This window comes from Janibacter melonis (assembly GCF_020567375.1).
GTDB lineage: Bacteria > Actinomycetota > Actinomycetes > Actinomycetales > Dermatophilaceae > Marihabitans > Marihabitans melonis.
The window spans coordinates 1,085,969-1,103,514 of the sequence record NZ_JAJBZM010000002.1; the positions used below are offsets into that span (position 1 = coordinate 1,085,969).

17 protein-coding genes are annotated in these 17,546 nt (G+C 72.4%); 13 read left to right on the forward strand and 4 right to left on the reverse strand.

What is annotated here, in order from left to right:
* Nucleotides 1-3 precede the first annotated feature (3 nt).
* Complete coding sequence (locus LIV55_RS11425; RefSeq protein WP_229300265.1) at nucleotides 4-837, reverse strand: SGNH/GDSL hydrolase family protein; 834 nt, start codon at nucleotides 835-837, stop codon at nucleotides 4-6.
* Between the two features lie 188 nt (nucleotides 838-1,025).
* On the opposite strand from LIV55_RS11425, the gene LIV55_RS11430 reads away from it, so the two are divergent.
* Entirely contained in the window at nucleotides 1,026-1,589 is a 564-nt protein-coding gene (locus LIV55_RS11430) for a TIGR03086 family metal-binding protein (protein WP_229300266.1), read from the forward strand.
* 42 nt (nucleotides 1,590-1,631) lie between these two features.
* Here LIV55_RS11430 and LIV55_RS11435 read toward each other — a convergent pair whose 3' ends face one another.
* Nucleotides 1,632-2,093 carry an SRPBCC family protein gene (locus LIV55_RS11435; RefSeq protein WP_068271877.1) on the reverse strand — a complete coding sequence of 154 codons (462 nt, stop codon included), beginning with the start codon at nucleotides 2,091-2,093 and terminating at the stop codon, nucleotides 1,632-1,634.
* Between the two features lie 56 nt (nucleotides 2,094-2,149).
* Between LIV55_RS11435 and LIV55_RS11440 the strand changes: the two genes are divergently transcribed.
* Nucleotides 2,150-2,431, forward strand: a complete 282-nt coding sequence (locus LIV55_RS11440; protein ID WP_308012910.1) for a ribonuclease E inhibitor RraB — start codon at nucleotides 2,150-2,152, stop codon at nucleotides 2,429-2,431.
* A 148-nt stretch (nucleotides 2,432-2,579) separates the two neighbouring features.
* On the forward strand, nucleotides 2,580-4,064 hold the full coding sequence (locus LIV55_RS11445) for an LCP family protein (protein WP_229300267.1): 1,485 nt from the start codon (nucleotides 2,580-2,582) through the stop codon (nucleotides 4,062-4,064).
* Nucleotides 4,065-4,134: 70 nt separating this feature from the next.
* Here the strand turns inward: LIV55_RS11445 and LIV55_RS11450 are convergent, their stop codons facing one another.
* Nucleotides 4,135-5,001 (reverse strand): acyl-CoA thioesterase, encoded by an 867-nt coding sequence (locus LIV55_RS11450; RefSeq protein ID WP_229300268.1) that lies wholly within the window; start codon nucleotides 4,999-5,001, stop codon nucleotides 4,135-4,137.
* A gap of 211 nt (nucleotides 5,002-5,212) precedes the next feature.
* Here LIV55_RS11450 and LIV55_RS11455 point away from each other — a divergent pair, with 211 nt between their 5' ends.
* Genes LIV55_RS11455 through LIV55_RS11475 form a run of 5 tightly spaced genes read left to right on the forward strand, consistent with a single transcriptional unit; the run spans nucleotide 5,213 to nucleotide 11,381 of the window.
* Nucleotides 5,213-6,331, forward strand: coding sequence for a TAXI family TRAP transporter solute-binding subunit (locus LIV55_RS11455; protein WP_201464983.1), 1,119 nt, complete (start codon nucleotides 5,213-5,215; stop codon nucleotides 6,329-6,331).
* Complete coding sequence (locus tag LIV55_RS11460) at nucleotides 6,324-8,330, forward strand: TRAP transporter permease (protein WP_229300269.1); 2,007 nt, start codon at nucleotides 6,324-6,326, stop codon at nucleotides 8,328-8,330. The genes LIV55_RS11455 and LIV55_RS11460 overlap by 8 nt, the downstream gene beginning before the upstream one ends.
* Nucleotides 8,327-9,250, forward strand: a complete 924-nt coding sequence (locus tag LIV55_RS11465) for a CoA transferase subunit A (protein WP_229300270.1) — start codon at nucleotides 8,327-8,329, stop codon at nucleotides 9,248-9,250. Before LIV55_RS11460 ends, LIV55_RS11465 begins: the two co-directional genes overlap by 4 nt.
* On the forward strand, nucleotides 9,247-10,047 hold the full coding sequence (locus LIV55_RS11470) for a CoA-transferase subunit beta (RefSeq protein WP_229300271.1): 801 nt from the start codon (nucleotides 9,247-9,249) through the stop codon (nucleotides 10,045-10,047). The genes LIV55_RS11465 and LIV55_RS11470 overlap by 4 nt, the downstream gene beginning before the upstream one ends.
* The gene (locus LIV55_RS11475; protein ID WP_229300272.1) at nucleotides 10,044-11,381 is read left to right on the forward strand and encodes an MFS transporter; all 1,338 of its coding nucleotides are present in this window, start codon (nucleotides 10,044-10,046) and stop codon (nucleotides 11,379-11,381) included. The genes LIV55_RS11470 and LIV55_RS11475 overlap by 4 nt, the downstream gene beginning before the upstream one ends.
* Here the strand turns inward: LIV55_RS11475 and LIV55_RS11480 are convergent.
* Entirely contained in the window at nucleotides 11,371-12,282 is a 912-nt protein-coding gene (locus LIV55_RS11480) for a LysR substrate-binding domain-containing protein (protein ID WP_191682167.1), read from the reverse strand. The genes LIV55_RS11475 and LIV55_RS11480 overlap by 11 nt on opposite strands.
* 109 nt (nucleotides 12,283-12,391) lie before the next feature.
* On the opposite strand from LIV55_RS11480, the gene LIV55_RS11485 reads away from it, so the two are divergent.
* The 5 genes from LIV55_RS11485 to fabG are packed head-to-tail and all read left to right on the forward strand — an operon-like array spanning nucleotide 12,392 to nucleotide 17,504.
* Complete coding sequence (locus LIV55_RS11485) at nucleotides 12,392-13,597, forward strand: CaiB/BaiF CoA transferase family protein (RefSeq protein ID WP_229300273.1); 1,206 nt, start codon at nucleotides 12,392-12,394, stop codon at nucleotides 13,595-13,597.
* Between the two features lie 35 nt (nucleotides 13,598-13,632).
* Nucleotides 13,633-14,784, forward strand: coding sequence for an acyl-CoA dehydrogenase family protein (locus tag LIV55_RS11490; RefSeq protein ID WP_191682165.1), 1,152 nt, complete (start codon nucleotides 13,633-13,635; stop codon nucleotides 14,782-14,784).
* Nucleotides 14,781-15,557 (forward strand): enoyl-CoA hydratase/isomerase family protein, encoded by a 777-nt coding sequence (locus LIV55_RS11495; protein ID WP_229300274.1) that lies wholly within the window; start codon nucleotides 14,781-14,783, stop codon nucleotides 15,555-15,557. The genes LIV55_RS11490 and LIV55_RS11495 overlap by 4 nt, the downstream gene beginning before the upstream one ends.
* Before the next feature lie 4 nt (nucleotides 15,558-15,561).
* Nucleotides 15,562-16,773 (forward strand): CoA transferase, encoded by a 1,212-nt coding sequence (locus LIV55_RS11500; protein ID WP_229300275.1) that lies wholly within the window; start codon nucleotides 15,562-15,564, stop codon nucleotides 16,771-16,773.
* Entirely contained in the window at nucleotides 16,770-17,504 is a 735-nt protein-coding gene (gene fabG, locus LIV55_RS11505) for a 3-oxoacyl-ACP reductase FabG (protein ID WP_229300276.1), read from the forward strand. Before LIV55_RS11500 ends, fabG begins: the two co-directional genes overlap by 4 nt.
* Nucleotides 17,505-17,546: the final 42 nt, after the last annotated feature.

Below are 17,546 nucleotides of genomic sequence, written 5' to 3' on the forward strand. Positions count from 1 at the left end.
CCCTCACCGGCCTCGGACGCCCGCGCTGTCCAGGGTGGCTGCCTCGAGCGCCCGCGCCGCGGCGAGCCTCTTCATCCCCTCCGCGGGGCGGATCGGCTCGGGCCACCGCGCGGCGATGCGGTCGCCCTCGTACTCGCGGCGCAGGCGCCGCCGCACGAGCGGCACGACCTCCTGGCGCACGAAGGCCGCCTCCTGGCGGGCCACGTGCCGCCAGCCGCGGGGCTCGTGCGGGACGAGGTCGCCGATCTTCAACGTGTGGGGCACGCCCATCGTCTCGGCGACGAGCGCCGCCATCCGCTTGTGGCCCTGCCGGGACATGTGGATCCGGTCCGGCGCCCACAGCGCCGGGTGGTCGAAGTCGCGGACGCGGGCGTGGTCGACGAGCAGCGTCCCGTGCCGGTCGGCGAGCTCGCGCACCCCGTCGTTGAAGAGGTGGACCCGGCGCACGAGCGGGTCGAGCAGCCGGGTCGTGCGCACGTCGTACGCGGTGAAGAGGACGACCTGCGCACCGGAGCCGACGAGCCGGTCCAGGGCCGCCTCGTAGCGCCCCAGCAGCGAGGTGAGGTCGGCCCGCAGCGAGAGCAGGTCGTTGCCCCCGGCGTAGAAGGTGACGTGGGTGGGCCCGAGGGCGAGCGCCGCGTCGAGCTGGTCGGCGACCACCTGGTCGAGGAACTTGCTGCGGATCGCGAGGTTCGCGTAGCGCCACGTCGGGTCGGCGCGGCCCAGCTGGCGGGCCAGCCGGTCGGCCCAGCCGCGCACGGAGTTCGGGTAGTGCAGGTGGGGGTCGCCGATGCCCTCGGTGAAGGAGTCGCCCACGGCGACGAGCAGGCCAGTCATCTCGCGCCCCATGCCACCCGCCCGGGCGGCCGGGTCGCAAGCCACGCGCGGGGTGGTGACGAAGGGTTGTCCGAGCCGTCATCGGGGGTCGCCGGGCGGCCGTCGTGCGTTCACCTCTCGCCCGGGCGACCGCCCGAAGGGGGAGCGAAGGGGTGGTCGTCGTCGGTGGTCGCTGCCAGGGTGGGGCCATGCCGATGCCCCAGGACCCCGCCTCTCGCTACGACCGCCGCAACACCCCGCTCGTGCGGGTCGTCGACGCCGTGCCCGACGACGCGTGGGACGCGCCCTCGCCCTGCGAGGGGTGGAGCGCGGCCGACGTGCTCCAGCACCTCGTCGACACGCAGCGCACCTTCTTGCTGACGAACGGCGCGAGCCTGCCCGACCCGGCGCCGGTCGTCGCCCGGGGCCCGGCGCTCGCCTGGCGGACGCACTCCGAGGCGGTCGCCCGCGCCCTCGCCGACCCGCGCGTGGGCGAGGCGCCGTACGAGACCCCCTTCGGCGTCTCGACCGTCGGCCAGGTCCTCGACGACTTCTACGGCTTCGACATGGTCGTCCACCGGTGGGACGTCGCCCGCGCCACCGGGGGCGACACCTCGATCGCGGACGCCGAGCTCGACACGCTCGACGCCGCGGCCGACGGCTGGGGCGAGCGCCTCTACGGCGACGGCATCTGCTCCGCCCCGCTCGAGGTCGGCGCCGACGAGCCCCGCCCGGTGCGGGTCCTCGCACGCTTCGGCCGGGACGCCCGGTAGGGGCGCCCCGGCCGAGGTGGGGGGTGGCGGGTCAGGGGGAGATCAGGAGGAGACGGCCGCCGCGAGGTTGCCGAGGCTGTCCTCGAGCTGGCCCTTGCTGACGAGCGGGAAGCTCACCTGCTGCAGCAGCTCCTTGTCGGTGACCTTGCTCCAGTCGTAGGTGAGGCTGACGAGCGTGCTGTCGGGGCCCTGCGCGTCGAGCTCCCAGAGCCACTCCCAGCCCTTGGGGTCGGTGCCGGCGGGGGCGGTCTGCCAGCCGACCATCGTGTTCTCCGCGTAGGCGGTCACGTGGTTGTCGGTCTGGTACTCGCCGCCCATGTGGTCGCCCTCCATGTTCATCGTGAAGACGTCGCCGACGCCCTGGATGCGGTTGGACCTCTCGTCCGAGCGGACGAAGCCGGAGCCGTCGAGCTCGGTGTGGCGCTTGGGGTTGGTGAGCACCTCGAAGAGGTCCTTCGCGGACGCGTCGACGGTGCGCTGGACGGTGATCTTCTGATCGCTCATCTGACGAGCGTGCCCAGGCGCGCCGGTCATGTCCACACCCTGTCGAGGGTGCGAGCATGGCGGTCATGAGCGAGCACCTCATCGTCCTGCCCGACCGCGACGACGCCGAGCGCGTCGCCGACGACCTGCGCGAGGAGGGGCTCGGCGAGGTCCGCGTCGTGCGCGAGGCGCTCGCGGGGGAGGACGACGGCGAGGACCACGAGTGGGCCATCTACGTGCGCGTCGAGACCGTCACCGACGAGGCGAGCGCCGTCGGTCAGGGGCTGAAGGAGCGCTTCAGCGCGCTCGCCGAGGAGCACGACGGCTGGTACGACGACCGCGCGGGCGGACCGGCCTGATCATCGCCCGGCCGGACGACGTCCGGGACCCGGCACGACGCGGGGCGCATCTCCCTTCGCATCCAGCCGACCTCCAGCCCGGTGTGCCAGGATCAGGCGGCTGACCGTGCCCGGCAGCCAGCTCCCGAACGACCCCAGGACTGCCCGTATGAGCGAGATCGGCCGACACCGGCGCGACAAGCCTGCGACCCCGATGCTCTCCGAGCGCGCGCGGTCCCGGCTGAGCCGCCGCTTCTACGTGCTCACCGCCGCGAGCACCGTCGTGCCCGGGCTCGGGCTCATCCCCAGTCGTCGGCGCACCGGTCAGGTGATGGTCGGTGCCTTCGTCCTCGCGCTCGTCGGGGGTGTCGCCTACCTGCTGTCGAAGGGGGTGACGACCTCGGTCCTCGAGGTCGGCGTGAGCCGCCGGGCGCTCGCCGTACTCATCCCCGTGCTCGTCGTCGGCGCGCTCGTCTGGCTCTTCGGCATCGTCGCCACCGCCCGCGACAACATGCCCGCGGACGTGTCGGGCCGGCCCCGCGTCGCGATGCTGCTCTTCGCCTCCTTCGCCGCCCTGCTCGTCATCGCCCCCGCGGCCCAGGCCGCGCGCTACGCCCTCATCCAGCGCTCGGTCATCGGCGAGGTCTTCTCCTCGATCCGGCCCGAGGGCGCGGCCGCACCGGTCGACGCGGAGGACCCGTGGGAGGGCACCGACCGGGTCAACATCCTGCTCGTCGGCTCCGACGCGGGGCCCGACCGGACCGGCGTGCGCCCCGACTCGACGATGGTCGCGAGCATCGACACGACGACCGGCAAGACCGTGCTCTTCGGCATCCCGCGCAACCTGCAGAACATCCCGCTCTCGCCCGACAGCCCGCTGCGCGCGCAGTACCCGGACGGCTACAGCTGCGGCGACCAGTGCCTCTTCGAGTACGTGTGGACGCTCGGCGAGGACAACGCGGGGCTCTTCCCCGGTGACCCCAGCCCCGGTCTCACCGTCACCAAGGACGCGGTGAGCCAGATCCTCGGGCTCGACATCGACTACACGACGATCATCGACCTCAAGGGCTTCACCGAGCTCGTCGACGCGATGGGCGGGGTGCAGATCGACGTCAAGGAGCGGGTCTGCATCGGGTGCAAGGTCGAGGGCGGCGTCGTCGTCGGCACGACCGGCTACATCGAGCCCGGCGTCCAGCGGCTCGACGGCTACCGGGCGCTGTGGTACTCGCGCTCGCGCGCCGACAGCCGGGACGGCGACTTCAGCCGGATGCGGCGGCAGCGCTGCATGGTGGGCGCGCTCATCAACCAGGTGAACCCCGTGAGCATGCTGCGGCGCTACCCCGAGCTCGCCGCGGTGCTCAAGAAGAACGTCGCGGTCGACATCCCCCAGGACGACCTGTCGGCCTGGGCGGTCCTCGTCGAGCGGATCCAGGACGGTGGCTCGATCAAGTCGTTGCCCCTGACGAACAAGGTCATCGACGTGACCAACCCGGACTACGGCGTCATCCACACGAAGGTGCGTGACGCGATCGACCCGCCGCGTCGCAGCGCGACGAAGAAGCCCACCTCGAGCGCGAGCCCGAGCGCGACACCGAGCGGCAGCTCGACGACCGAGCCCACCGACGAGCTGGCGGACATCACCGCCACCTGCTGACGGTCAGGGCCGGGATCGGCGAAGGGGGACGAGGCCTGGCCTCGTCCCCCTTCGCGCGTCTGCGACCGGCTCAGCCGGTCTTGATGAGGCCGAGCTGGCTGACGGTGGCGACGTGCTCTCCGCCCGCCGTGAAGATCTCGGCGACGCCGAGGGCCCGGCCGTGGCTCATCACCTCGACGCGGCAGTCCATCTGCATCCAGCCGTCGAGGCGGGGGAGGGCGTGGAAGACCATGCTGTGGCTCATGCTGAGGATCCGGCTGCCCGCGAGGTGGCGGGCCGAGCCCAGACGACGAAAGGCCGGCTCGAGCACGCTCATGTCGGCGACGTAGGCCAGGCACGACGCGACGAGCACGGGGTCGTCCATCGGGTCGGGCGTGCGCCACCACGTGGTGAGCTCGGTGACCGCCGGGGAGACGGGGGCGGTGTAGGCCGGGGTCTCGACGTGACGGAAGTCGACCGGCCGTGGTCGGGACCACCACGGCGGCACCCGCTCGTCCTCGCCGTACCGCTCGGGAAGGCCGACGAGGTCGTCCGGGGGTGGGCACTCCCGCGGGCGTACCTCGCTGTACCCCGGCAGGTCCTCCCGCACACGTCCCAGGCGGACGACGCAGGTGAAGGCGCTGCGGCCGTCGTCGAGGAGGTCGGCGCGCCGCGCCGAGGTGCCTGGACTGGTCCCGAGGTCGTCGACGCGCCAGGAGCTCTCGCCGGTCACAGGGACGCCGGCGAGGAAGTCGGCCTGGAGCCCGATGGGCACGTGCGCCTCGGGCGCCGTCGCCGCGGCGCAGCTCACGGCCTGCGCGAGCTGGAGCCCGCCGAAGACCCGGTCCGCCGGGTGGGGCTGGTCGCGACCACGCAGCCTCCAGCCGCCCGACGGGTCGTCGTCGTCCGGCCAGACGGCGAGGAGCTGGCGGAGGTCTTCGGTCCCGGGTGCCGTCATCGCGGCCGTCCTCTCAGGTGGTCGGCGGTCCCGAGATGACGGGCCTCGACCATGATTACAACGCCCCGAGATATCGAGCGAGCACTCGTCGATACGTTCGGGGTATCAGTTCGCCGGATGAGAAGTATTGGAGTTGCGGCGCGCGGTCCGGGCAGGGTGGTCGTCGACCGGCCTCGTGCCGGAGCCAGGACGATCAACGGTGATTGGACGGATGATGCGACGACGCGACTTCTTGGGGGCCGGGGGTCTGCTCCTCGGCAGCGCCCTGCTCAGCGCCTGCGGGACGGCGAAGGGGGCGGTGCTGCGCGACGGCCGTCTCGCGATGGCCGTGGTCGCCACCTACGGCACGGGCACCGCGACCTACGCCGACGTCGCCGCCGTCGCCAACGCGATGACGAACGCCAAGGACGTCAACATCCGCATCGTCACCTCCGACACTGCCATCGGCCGGATGACACCGCTGCGCTCCGGCCAGGCGACCTTCGCCCGCACGGGTGACGAGTACATCTTCGCCTTCGAGGCAGAGCACGAGTTCGCCACGCGGGAGTGGGGGCCGCAGCCGACCCGGGTCGTCTGGGGACCCGTCGCGCCGCACAGCCTGCTGACGACCTCTCGCACGGGCATCGTCGACCTCGCCGACCTGCGTGGCAAGAAGATCCCCCTCATCACGGCCAACCCCTCGGTCAACGGCAAGATCACGTCCTTCCTCGCCGCGGGTGGTCTGACGCGCGAGGACGTCGAGCTCGTGCCGATCAGCTACGGCGAGCAGGCGGATGCGCTGAAGTCCGGCAAGCTCGACATCCTCTTCCAGCAGGTCTACGGGTCCTCCCTCTTCGAGCTGGAGAGCGCGGCGACGGTGCGGTGGGTCGAGCTGGACGAGAAGGACGAGGCGACGATCCGCGAGACCTCGCCCTCCGTGCGCCTGGGCAGCTTCACCGGCGCGCCCGGCCAGAAGGGGTCCGGGTCTGACATCGGGATGATCTACTCGGTGCCCCTCATCACCTACGCGGAGAGCGACGACGACCTCGTCTACGCCTTCGCCCGGGACATCGTCGACACCTACCCGGCGTACGAGAAGGCGACCGCGACCACCCCCGACTGGGGCATCGACGAGGCGATGACGGCACCCGTGCAGGTGCCCTTCCACCCCGGGCTCATCCGCCTCCTCGAGGAGCGGGACATGTGGCCGGAGAGCTCGCAGCGCAGGCAGGACGAGCTGCTCGAGCGCGAGGAGCAGCTCGCACGTGGCTGGCAGGCGATGGCCGACGTGTCCGACGACGAGCTCGCGGCCGCGTGGGCGACCTGGAAGAAGGAGAACCTCGATGACTGACTCGGCCACCACCGTCCGTGAGCAGGCGTGGCGGGCCTTCGCCCTCGTCGTCACCCTCCTGGGCCTCTTCCTCGTGCTCAACCAGGTCTTCTTGTGGGACCTCCTCGGCGGCGGGATGCTGCGCAACGAGTTCCTCTACTACCTCCTCGCGTGCTTCGGCTCGCTCGTCTTCGTCTTCTTCCGCGCCCGCAAGGTCGCCCCGAAGGACGGACCTGACGCCGTCGACGAGCTCGAGGCCCCGGGAGCACCGCTGCCGCCGTCGCGATTCGCCGTCCCCTGGTACGACGCCGTCCTCGTCGCCGTCACCGCCGCGACGAACATCTACTTCGCCGTGAACGCCGAGAACATCGCCACCCTCGGCTGGGACTACGCCGCCCCGACGACGGCGGTCGTGCTCAGCTACGTGCTGTGGGGGCTCACCCTCGAGGCGCTGCGCCGCACCGCGGGGCTGGTCGTCACCGTGATCGCCGGCGTCTTCTCGCTCTACCCGATGATCGCCGGGTCCGTCCCGGTCGGCTTCCTCCAGGGGATCCAGTTCGACAGCAACGGCGCCGCGATGATGCACGCGCTGGGCAGCGACTCGATCCTCGGCCTGCCGCTGCAGACCGCGGCGGTCATCCTCGTCGGATTCCTCCTCTTCGGCGTGGTCCTCCAGCGGACCGGCGGAGCCGACTTCTTCGTCGACCTCGCCCGTGGCGCGCTGGGCGCCTCGCGCGGCGGCTCGGCCAAGGTCGCCGTCGGCAGCTCGGCCGCGATGGGCATGATGAGCGGAAGCGCGGTCTCGAACGTGCTGACGACCGGCCCGATGACGATCCCCGCGATGAAGCGGGCCGGCTACCCGGCGCGCTACGCGGGCGGTATCGAGGCCACCGCTGCGACCGGGGGCTCGATCACCCCGCCCATCATGGGCACCGCGGCCTTCCTCATGGTGTCCTTCCTCGGAATCCCGTACAGCGAGGTCGCCATCGCGGCCGCGATCCCTGCCGCCCTGTACTACCTCGGCATCTTCACCCAGGTCGACGCGTACGCGGCGCGCAGCGGACTGCGCGGAGAGCCGCGCTCGATGCTGCCGAAGGTCCTCCCGACCCTCGCCGCGGGCTGGCCGTACGTCCTCGCCATCGCCGTGCTCACCTTCCTGCTCGTCGTGCGCAAGGACGAGGCCCAGGCCCCCTTCGTCACCGTCGCGCTCATGCTCGTCATCGCGCTCGTCCGGCGCTCCGGACGGGTGGGGATCCGCGACCTCGGGGGCGTCGTCCTCGACACGGGGCGCAGCGTCGCGGAGATCTTCGGCATCATCGCCGGCGTCGGGCTCATCGTCGGTGGTCTGTCGATGTCGGGTGTCTCGCTCTCGCTGGCCCGCGAGCTCGTGGCCGCCGTCGGCGACAACGTCCTGCTCATCCTCGTCGCCGGGGCCATCACGTGCTTCGTCCTCGGGATGGGCATGACGGTCTCTGCCGTCTACGTCTTCCTCGCCATCGTCATGGCACCCGCCCTCGTCGCCCTCGGGGTGGACCCGGTCGCGGCGCACCTCTTCGTCATCTACTGGGCGGCGGCGTCCTACATCACGCCCCCCGTCGCGCTGGCTGCGTTCGCCGCAGCGGGGATCGCCAAGGCCCCTCCGATGGCGACCGGTTTCACCGCGATGAAGCTCGGGGCGGTGAAGTACATCATCCCCTTCTGCTTCGCCCTCAACCCGGCGCTGGTCGCTCAGGCCGGTGCCGGCGAGATCGCCTACACCTTCGCCTTCGCGGTGGTCGGGGTCGTCTTCATGGGCTCGGCCTTCGAGGGCTGGCTCCCCGTCGTCGAGCGACCGCTGGGGCTGCTGACCCGGGTCGTCGCCTTCGGCGCCGGTCTGGCGATGCTCGCCCCCGAGCTCACGAGCAGCCTCGCCGGGCTCGTCGTCGGCGCCGCGCTCGCCGTCGCGCTGCGGGTGCTCGTCGAGCGACCGGAGCTCCCCGAGGCCGTCGACGCCCCCGTGCTGGACCGGGTGGGCGCATGAGGACCGACAAGGTCGTGCCGCTGCGCGACGCGGTGGCCCGCTACGTCACCGACGGCGCGACGGTCGCTCTCGAGGGCTTCGGCCACCTCATCCCCTTCGCCGCCGGGCACGAGATCATCCGGCAGGGGCGCACCGGCCTGACGATCTGCCGGATGACGCCCGACATCATCACCGACCAGCTCCTCGCGGCCGGCTGCGTCGACCGTCTTGTCGCGAGCTTCTTCGCCAGCGGCTCGGCGGGGTCGCTCTACGAGATCCGGCGGCGGGTCGAGTCGCACGACCCTGCGCCGCTGGCCGTCGAGGAGCTGAGCCACTACGGGATGTACTGCCGCTACCGGGCCGGGGCCGCAGACCTGCCCTTCTACCCCCTTCGCTCTTACGCGGGCAGCGACCTGCCGGACCTCAACCCCCAGATCCGCACGGTCGACAGCCCGTACGGCGAGGGTCTCGTGCACGTCGTGCCACCGCTCAAGCCCGACGTGACGATCATCCACGCCCAGCGGGCCGATGGCCTCGGCAACGTGCAGATGTGGGGGATCACCGGGGCCCAGCAAGAGGCGGCGTACGCAGCCGGCTCGGTGGTCGTGACGGTCGAGGAGGTCGTGGCTCCCGAGGTGATCCGGTCCGACCCGAACCGCACGATCCTGCCGGCGCACGCCGTCGACGCCGTGTGCCACGTGCCCCGCGGTGCGCACCCTTCGTACGCGCAGGGCTGCTACGACCGTGACAGCGCCTTCTACCGAGAGTGGACCGCGATCAGCAAGGACAAGCAGCGCATCCGTCAGTGGGTGCGCGAGTGGGTGCTGGAGACGGCTGACCACGAGGAGTACCTCGCCCGGCTCGGCGACGAGCGGTGGCAGACCCTCGAGGTCGCACCCGCGCCGTCCGGGTCGGTCAGCTACGGCAGGAGGCAGGCATGACGACGCACCTCGACCTCGCGGCGGCCTCGGACGTCGACCCCGCAAGCACCGAGTTCCTCGCCGCCGTCGCGGCGCGCGAGCTCGCCGGAGTCGGGCGGGTCTTCGCCGGGGTGGGCCTGCCCACGCTCGCCGTCGACCTGGCGCGGCGCACCATCAACCCCCACGTCGAGCTCATCTACGAGTCGGGCGTCGTCGGGGCGCACCCCGAGGCGATGGCCGAGGGCATCGCCGACTCGGTGCTCGTGTCCGGGGCCGAGGCCGTCGTGTCGATGGAGGCGCTCTTCGGCTACGTCCTCCAGGGCGGTCACGTCGACGTCGGCTTCCTCGGAGCGGCCCAGGTCGACCGGTGGGGCACCATCAACACGAGCTTCATCGGATCGCGCGACCGTCCGCAGGTGCGTCTGCCCGGGTCCGGTGGTGCGAGCGACATCATCGCGAGCGCGGCGGAGGTGGTCGTCGTGCTGCGCCGGCACGACCCGTCGGCGCTGCCGGCGGAGGTCGACTTCTGCACCTCGCCGAGCCCAGTGCTCGCGTCGCGCGACCCGGCGGTGATGCAACCGCGGGGCTTCGGGGTGCGCACCGTCATCACGCCCCTGGGCGTCCTGCGCCGCCGCGACCGACTCGGCGAGCTCGAGCTCGCGGCGACGCACCCGGGGGTCAGCGTCGACGACGTGCGAGCGGCGACCGGCTGGGACCTCGCGGTCAGGCGGGACGTCCAGGTGACCAGGCCGCCCAGCGTCGAGGACGTCCGTCTGCTCCGCGAGGAGATCGACACGGTGAGGCTGTACCTGCGGTGAGCATCGCCGCGCCGGGCAGGGCGGCCTACGTCTCCCTGCTCGGCACGACGACGCTCGGCACGCTCGCGAGCACCCTGATGTCGGCGCCGATCAACGACATCGGCGCCGACCTCGGTGCGGCCCCCTCGCAGATGGTCCTCGCGGTCAGCGCCTTCACCGTCGCGATGGTGGCGGTGGCGCCCGTCGCCGGATGGGCCTGCACCCGTATCGGCGCGACCCGCTTCCTCGTGCTCTCGCTCGTGCTCATGGTGCTCGTGCAGGTCGCTGCCGCGTCGGCGACCGGGCTGGCCGGGCTCGTCGCGGCGAGGGCGGTGCAGGGCGTCGCCTGCTCGGGCATCCCCCCGGCGATCCACCAGGGCCTCCTGCACTTCTGGCCCGAGATGCGTCGGCGCTCCATGGCGGCATGGGCCTCGGCCATCGGGGTCGGTCAGGCTGTCGGCCCGCCGGCCGGGGGCCTCGTCTCTGACGCCGTCGGGTGGCGTGGTCTCTTCCTCGTGTACGCGCTCGTCTGCGCTGCCGGTCTCCTCTGCCTCTTGCGCTTCGTGCCCGCGGTGCCCGCCGTGCAGCAGCCCGTCGAGGTCGGTGGGACCGCCCAGCTCGTCGCCGGGGCCGGGTTGCTCGTCGTCGGCATGACCTGGGCCGGCCAGGGCGGCGCCCCCGGGCCGAGCGCCGCCCTCGTCGGGGCCGGTCTCGCCCTGCTCGGCTGGGCCCTGCGGCCGCGCCGTCCTAGTGGGCACCTGCTGGGTCGGGGGGTGCTGCGCGACCCGGCGTACCTCGTGAGCACCGCGGCCGCGGCGGCGGGCATGGCCGCGATGGGCATCACCCTCGTCAGCGTGCCCCTCTACCTCGGGCGTGACGTCGGCCTCACGGCAGGGGCGATCGGAGCCGTGACGGCTGCCGTCGCCGTCGGCATGGTGCTCTTCGCCCCGGTCGCCGCCCGGGTGGCGCGACGGGTCGGAGCCGGTCCGACCCTCGCCGGGGGTCTCGTCGCGCTCGTCGTGGTCCCCCTGGCCGTCGCGACCCTCGAAGGGGTGGCCACGGGACCCGGCGTCGTCCTCCCGATCGCGGCGCTCCTGCTGCTCCTGGGGTGCGCCATCGCCACCGTGCAGAGCATGGCTGCCGTCGTCCTGCTCGGGTCCGTCGGTGCGTCCAGCGGCCTGGCGACCGGGGTGCACAACACCGGTCGTTTCACCGGTCTCGCGACGGGCTACGCCTGGGTCGCGGTCGTCTACTCGGCGGGCTCGCCCGCCCTCGTGCACACCGGCACGGCGGTCGCCGCGGCGGCCACGCTCGTGCTGGCCGCGGCCGCTCGCGCCCGCCGCCTCAGTCCGTGACCTCGGGCGGGGTCGGCAGGGCGTCCTCGGAGAGCGCGAGCACCTGACGCAGCGCGGGGCTGGAGTCCTCCGAGCGCCACAGCAGGCGTGCTGGTGCTCGCTGCGAGCTGCCGCTCAGGGGGACGACGACGAGACCCTCCTGGCCGGGCCCGGCGCCGAAGGCGGTGTCGACCGTGAGCGTGACGCCGACGCCGGCCGCGACGAGCGCGAAGATCGTCCACGAGTCGGGGGCGTACTGCGCGATCTTCGGCATGAAGCCCGCGTCCTGTGCCTTGCGCAGGGTGAGCTCGCGCAGAGTCGACCCGCTCGTGGGCTGCAGCATGACCCACGACTCGTCGGCGAGATCGGCCATCGTCACGGCGTCCTGGTCGGCGAGGGGGTGGTCCTCTGGCAGGACGACGACGAAGCGGTTGACCGCGACCACGCGAGAGCCGAGACCGACGGGGACACTCGGGTACATGACGATCGCGAGGTCGAGCGAGCCCTCCTGGATCCGCTCGATTGCGCCGCTGCCGTACGTCGTGCTCGTGAGGGTCAGCTCGACCCCGGGCAGGTCGCGCCGGACCCGGCGGGCCAGCTGGCTGATCGGGCGGTGCGAGGACGGCCCGGCGAAGCCGACCCGCACCTCGCCGATCTCGCCCCTGCCGGCGTAGGCGACCGTGCGCTCGGCCGTCTTGAAGGACCGGACGATCTCGCGGGCCGGGTCGACGAGCGCGGCACCCTGCGGCGTCAGCCGCACCGATCGGGTCGTCCGTTCGAAGAGGGGAGCCCCGAGCTGGCGCTCCAGCTGCTGGATGGTGCGGCTCAGCGGCGGCTGCGCCATGTGCAGCCGCGCGGCCGCCCGCCCGAAGTGCAGCTCCTCGGCGACGGCGAGGAAGGCGGTGACGTGGTGCAGGTCCATGGAGGTGCCCTCCAGGGCGGGTCGGTGAACCGGATTCTTCTATCAGGTATATCAGTGCCATACCCACTATGCCCTTGATCGACATAATTGGTGTGGGCAGTCTGAGGACATGACAACGCCGTCGTCGACCTCACCGCTGCTGCCCCTCGAGGGCGTCGTCGTCGTGGCCCTCGAGCAGGCCGTCGCCGCGCCGCTGGCCACCCGTCATCTCGCGGACCTCGGTGCGACGGTCATCAAGGTCGAGAGGGTCGGCGAGGGCGACTTCGCCCGGGCCTACGACGCGACCGTGCGTGGTGTCGCCAGCCACTTCGTCTGGCTCAACCGGGGCAAGCGGTCCGTCGAGATCGACCTCAAGTCGCCGGAAGGGCTGACCCTCGTCGAGCGCCTCGTCGCGGAGGCTGACGTCTTCGTGCAGAACCTCGCGCCCGGTGCCGCGGAGCGTCTGGGACTCGGCGGTCGGCAGCTGCGCGAGCGCGACGAGCGTCTCGTCGTCGTCAACCTCAGCGGGTACGGCTCGAGCGGCCCCCGCGCGGACCGCAAGGCCTACGACATGCTCGTGCAGGCCGAGTCGGGTCTCGTGTCGATCACCGGCACGCCCGAGCACGCGACGAAGACCGGGATCCCGACCGCGGACATCGCCGCCGGGATGTACGTGCTCACCTCGGTGCTCTCTGCGCTCTACCGTCGCGAGCGCACCGGGCAGGGAGCGCTCGTCGAGGTCTCGATGTTCGACTCCACGGTCGAGTGGCTGGGCCACCCGATGTACGTGCAGATGTACGACGACCGGCAGCTGCCCCGGATGGGTCTGAGCCACGCGGCCATCGCGCCGTACGACGCCTACCCGACCTCTGACGGCCAGGTGCTCGTCGGGGTGCAGAACGACCGCGGCTGGCAGGCACTGTGCGCGGAGGTCCTCGACGACCCCGCGCTCGCCGCGGACGCCCGCTTCACGACCAACGTCCTGCGGGTCGCGGCGCGGGCCGAGTGCGACGCCGAGGTGGCCCGCCGGACCGTCGCATGGTCCACCGACGAGCTCGAGGAGCGCCTGGCGGCCGCCGGTGTCGCCGCGGCGCAGGTCAACGACATGGCGGGGCTCGTCGAGCACCCGCAGCTCGCCTCCCGGGACCGCTGGCGCAAGGTCGGGACCGAGGGCGGGCAGGTCGAGGCCCTCCTGCCCCCGATGACCTTCGACGACGTCGAGCTCGTCATGGGCGACGTGCCCGCCCTCGGGCAGGACACGGGCGACGTCCTTGCCGGCATCGGGATCACACCGCAGGACCTGGCCGAGCTGCGCGCCGCGCGCGTCGTCGGCTGACACCCCAGACATCGAGCACGACGAAGGAGATCGACGTGGAGAGCACCGAGTTCGACGAGGTCCTGGCGACCGTGGCGACCCTCGTGGAGAAGGTCGTCGTGCCTGCCGAGGACGAGATCGAGAGCACCGACGCGATCCCGGAGCACGTCCGGCGCGCCGCGGCCGACATGGGTCTCTTCGGGTACGCCCTGCCCGAGGAGTACGGCGGGCTGGGGCTGACGATGAGCGAGGAGGTGCGCCTGGCGATGGTCATCGGGCGCACGACCCCTGCCTTCCGATCGATGTTCGGCACGAACAACGGCATCGCCGGTCAGGTGCTCGTGAACTTCGGCACCGACGAGCAGAAGCAGACCTACCTGCCTGGCCTGGCGGCGGGCGAGCTCGTCGCGTCCTTCGCGCTCACCGAGCCCGACGCCGGATCGGACCCCTCGGGGCTGCGCACGAAGGCGGTGCGCGACGGTGACGACTACGTCATCAGCGGGCAGAAGCGGTACATCACGAACGCGCCCCAGGCCGATCTCTTCATGGTCTTCGCCCGCACGGGCGACGTCTCCGAGGGCACGAAGGGGATCTCGGTCTTCGTCGTCGACGCCTCGCTCGAGGGCGTGACGGTCGGCCCGAAGGACGCGAAGATGGGCCAGCGGGGCGCGCACACCGCCGAGGTCTACCTCGACGAGGTGAGGGTGGGGGCTGAGTGCCTCGTCGGCGGCGTCGAGGGCGAGGGCTTCTCCGCTGCGATGCGATCGCTGGCGAAGGGACGCCTGCACATCGGCGCGCTGTGCGTCGGGCTCGCCGAACGACTGACCCACGAGGCCCTCCAGCACTCCCTCGACCAGACGCAGGGCGGCGCCCGCATCGCCGACTTCCAGCTGGTGCAGGGGATGCTCGCGGACTGCCGCACCGAGACGATGGCCGGTCGAGCGCTCGTCCTCGAGGCGGCCCGCGCCTACGACGACGGCAGCGACCGACGGCTCGGGCCGTCCGCGGCGAAGCTCTACTGCAGCGAGATGGTCGACCGGGTGGCCGACCGGGCGGTCCAGGTCCACGGGGGCATGGGCTACATGCAGGAGTCGAAGGTGTCGCGCTTCTACCGCGACGCCCGGCTCTTCCGTCTCTACGAGGGCACGAGCGAGATCCAGCGCACGATCATCGCCAAGCAGATGATCCGCGGGGCGTCGACCCGATGAGTGCCGCAGACGCGGTCCGGGTAGAGCAGCACGGCAGCGTGCGCGTCCTCGTGCTCAACCGCCCCGAGCGTCGCAACGCGCTGGGGATGCAGGAGCGGGTGGCCCTCGCCGACGCCCTCGTCGAGGCCACCGCCGCCGATGACGTCCGAGCAGTCGTCCTCACCGGGGCGGGTGCGGTCTTCTGCGCCGGCGGCGACGTCTCGACGATGACGGCCGACCTGGAGGTCGCCCGGCGGCGGATGGTCGCGATGGAGGCGGTGACCCGGGCGATCGTCGAGTGCCCCGTGCCCGTCGTCGCCGCGGTCGAAGGGGGTGCCTTCGGCGCCGGACTGGCCGTCGCGGCCGCCTGCGACGTCGTCGTCGCCGCGCAGGACGCCCGCTTCTGCGCCTCCTTCGCCAAGGTCGGCCTCACGGCCGACGCCGGCGCGACCTGGGCGCTCACCCGCCGGGTCGGCTGGTCCCGCGCCAAGCAGCTGCTCCTCACGGCGAGCACCGTGCCCGCCGACGCGGCCCACGGCTGGGGCCTGGTCGACGAGCGGGTCGCTGCGGGAACCGCTCTCGAGCACGCCCTGGGGGTCGCCGAGCGTCTCGCCGGGCTGGCGCCGCTCTCCCTTCGCGCGACGAAGGAGCTCATGGCGACGCTGCCGCCCGCTCTCGACGACGCGATGACCGCCGAAAGCGCGGCCCAGCTCGCCCTCTTCGGCACCGAGGACTTCGCCGAGGGCCAGAGCGCCTTCGCGCAGCGCCGCCGACCGGACTTCCTCGGGCGGTGACGTCATGACCACAGGTCTGCTCTCCGGGGTCACCGTGCTCGAGCTGTCGAGCTACGTCGCGACGCCGCTGGCCGGGCTGACGCTCGCCCAGCTGGGTGCCGACGTCGTGCGGGTCGAGCCCCCAGGCGGGGCCGCCGACCGGTCTCGGCTGCCCGTCGCCGCGTCGGGCACGAGCTACTACTGGAGCGGCCTCAACAAGGGCAAGAGGGCGATCGAGGTCGACCTCACGACCCCCGAGGGCCAGGACGTCGTCGCCGAGCTCGCCGCTGGGGTCGACGCGGTCATCGCGAACGCGTCCCACCGCGGTGCTGCTGGTGAAGCCGCCCTGAGGGCGCGCTCCCCGCGTCTCGTCCACGTGCAGCTCACGGGTAGGTGGACGGGCGAGGCCTCGGTGGACTACCTCGTGCAGGCGTCGTCGGGCATGCAGGCGGTGACCGGCCCGGCCGGCTCGGGCGCCCCGGTCAACCACGTGCTGCCGGCCTGGGACGTCGCGGCCGGGCTCTACCTCGCGAACGGCGTGCTCGCCGCGCTGCGGCACCGCGACGCGACGGGGGAGGGCAGCAGCATCGCCCTGGCCCTCGAGGACGTCGCGCTGGCCACGATGGGCAACTTGGGCCTGTACACCCAGGCCCAGGTCGACGGCGTCGACCGGGCTCCTGACGGTAACTACGTCTACGGGACCTTCGGTCGTGACTTCGAGCTCGCCGACGGGACCCGGATCATGCTCGTCGTCCTCACGACGCGGCACTGGCGCACCCTGCTCGAGGTGACCGGCCTCGCGGACGGGGTCCGCGCCGTCGAGCGCGGTCTGGAGATCGACCTCGACGACGAGACCGCGCGGTACGAGCACCGCGAGCTCGTCGCCGCGCTGCTCGCGCCGTGGTTCGCCCGGCGTGACCTCGCCGGTCTCGTCGCGGCGTGCGAGGGGCGGCGCCTGCTGTGGTCGGCCTACCGGGACCTCGACGCAGCGGCCCGCGACCTCGCGGACAACCCCCTCTTCGCGCCCCTGGACCAGCCGGGTGTCGGCTCGCACCTCGCACCCGGCTCGCCGCTCGTCGTCGACGGGCTCCGAGCCGCTCCACGCGCAGCGCCCGTCGTCGGCCAGCACACCCGAGAGGTGCTCGCCGAGCGCCTCGGCGCCGATCGGTGCGCCGCCCTCCTCGGCCCTGACCATCCCCACGACCACCTCACCCTCGACGAAGGAGCTCACGCATGACACTGCTCACCGACAAGGTCGCCGTCATCACCGGCGGCGCCCAGGGCCTCGGCCTGGCCATGGCGCAGGAGCTCGCCCGGGCGGGTGCGAGGGTCGTCATCGGCGACCTCGACGGCGCCCGCGCGCGGGAGGCGGCGGCGTCGCTGGGCGGGGAGGCGGTCGGTGTGGCGTGCGACGTCGTCGACGCCGGGCAGGTCCAGGCGCTGATCGACACCGCGCGGCAGCGGTGGGGCAGCCTCGACGTCTTCGTCAACAACGCCGGTATCACCCGGGACGCGACGATGCGCACGATGGACGAGGACGCCTTCGACCAGGTGATCGCGGTCCACCTCAAGGGCTGCTGGAACGGCACCCGGCTGGCGGCGGCGGTGATGCGCGAGCAGAAGGCCGGCGCCATCGTCAACATCTCCTCCCTGTCGGGCAAGGTCGGCATGGTCGGCCAGACGAACTACTCGGCCGCCAAGGCGGGCATCGTGGGCATGACCAAGGCCGCGGCCAAGGAGATGGCCCATCACGGGGTGCGGGTCAACGCGATCGCGCCCGGGCTGATCCGTTCGGCGATGACCGAGGCCATGCCGAGCAAGGCCTGGGAGCAGAAGATGGCCGAGATCCCCATGCAGCGCGCGGGCGAGCCCGCCGAGGTCGCCTCGGTCGCGCTGTTCCTGGCCAGCGACCTGTCCTCGTACATGACCGGCACCGTGCTGGAGGTCACCGGCGGTCGCTTCATGTGACCGGCCGCGGCCGGTCATCCCTGTCATGTCATCTATCCCCTC

Coding starts and splice junctions, on each gene's coding strand:
- LIV55_RS11480 (WP_191682167.1), bottom strand. CDS start 12,282: ATGGACCTGCACCACGTCACCGCCTTCCTCGCCGTCGCCGAGGAGCTG.
- LIV55_RS11465 (WP_229300270.1), top strand. CDS start 8,327: ATGAGGACCGACAAGGTCGTGCCGCTGCGCGACGCGGTGGCCCGCTAC.
- LIV55_RS11430 (WP_229300266.1), top strand. CDS start 1,026: ATGCCGATGCCCCAGGACCCCGCCTCTCGCTACGACCGCCGCAACACC.
- LIV55_RS11500 (WP_229300275.1), top strand. CDS start 15,562: ATGACCACAGGTCTGCTCTCCGGGGTCACCGTGCTCGAGCTGTCGAGC.
- LIV55_RS11440 (WP_308012910.1), top strand. CDS start 2,150: ATGGCGGTCATGAGCGAGCACCTCATCGTCCTGCCCGACCGCGACGAC.
- LIV55_RS11435 (WP_068271877.1), bottom strand. CDS start 2,093: ATGAGCGATCAGAAGATCACCGTCCAGCGCACCGTCGACGCGTCCGCG.
- LIV55_RS11485 (WP_229300273.1), top strand. CDS start 12,392: ATGACAACGCCGTCGTCGACCTCACCGCTGCTGCCCCTCGAGGGCGTC.
- LIV55_RS11425 (WP_229300265.1), bottom strand. CDS start 837: ATGACTGGCCTGCTCGTCGCCGTGGGCGACTCCTTCACCGAGGGCATC.
- LIV55_RS11460 (WP_229300269.1), top strand. CDS start 6,324: ATGACTGACTCGGCCACCACCGTCCGTGAGCAGGCGTGGCGGGCCTTC.
- LIV55_RS11470 (WP_229300271.1), top strand. CDS start 9,247: ATGACGACGCACCTCGACCTCGCGGCGGCCTCGGACGTCGACCCCGCA.
- LIV55_RS11450 (WP_229300268.1), bottom strand. CDS start 5,001: ATGACGGCACCCGGGACCGAAGACCTCCGCCAGCTCCTCGCCGTCTGG.
- LIV55_RS11445 (WP_229300267.1), top strand. CDS start 2,580: ATGAGCGAGATCGGCCGACACCGGCGCGACAAGCCTGCGACCCCGATG.
- fabG (WP_229300276.1), top strand. CDS start 16,770: ATGACACTGCTCACCGACAAGGTCGCCGTCATCACCGGCGGCGCCCAG.
- LIV55_RS11455 (WP_201464983.1), top strand. CDS start 5,213: ATGATGCGACGACGCGACTTCTTGGGGGCCGGGGGTCTGCTCCTCGGC.
- LIV55_RS11495 (WP_229300274.1), top strand. CDS start 14,781: ATGAGTGCCGCAGACGCGGTCCGGGTAGAGCAGCACGGCAGCGTGCGC.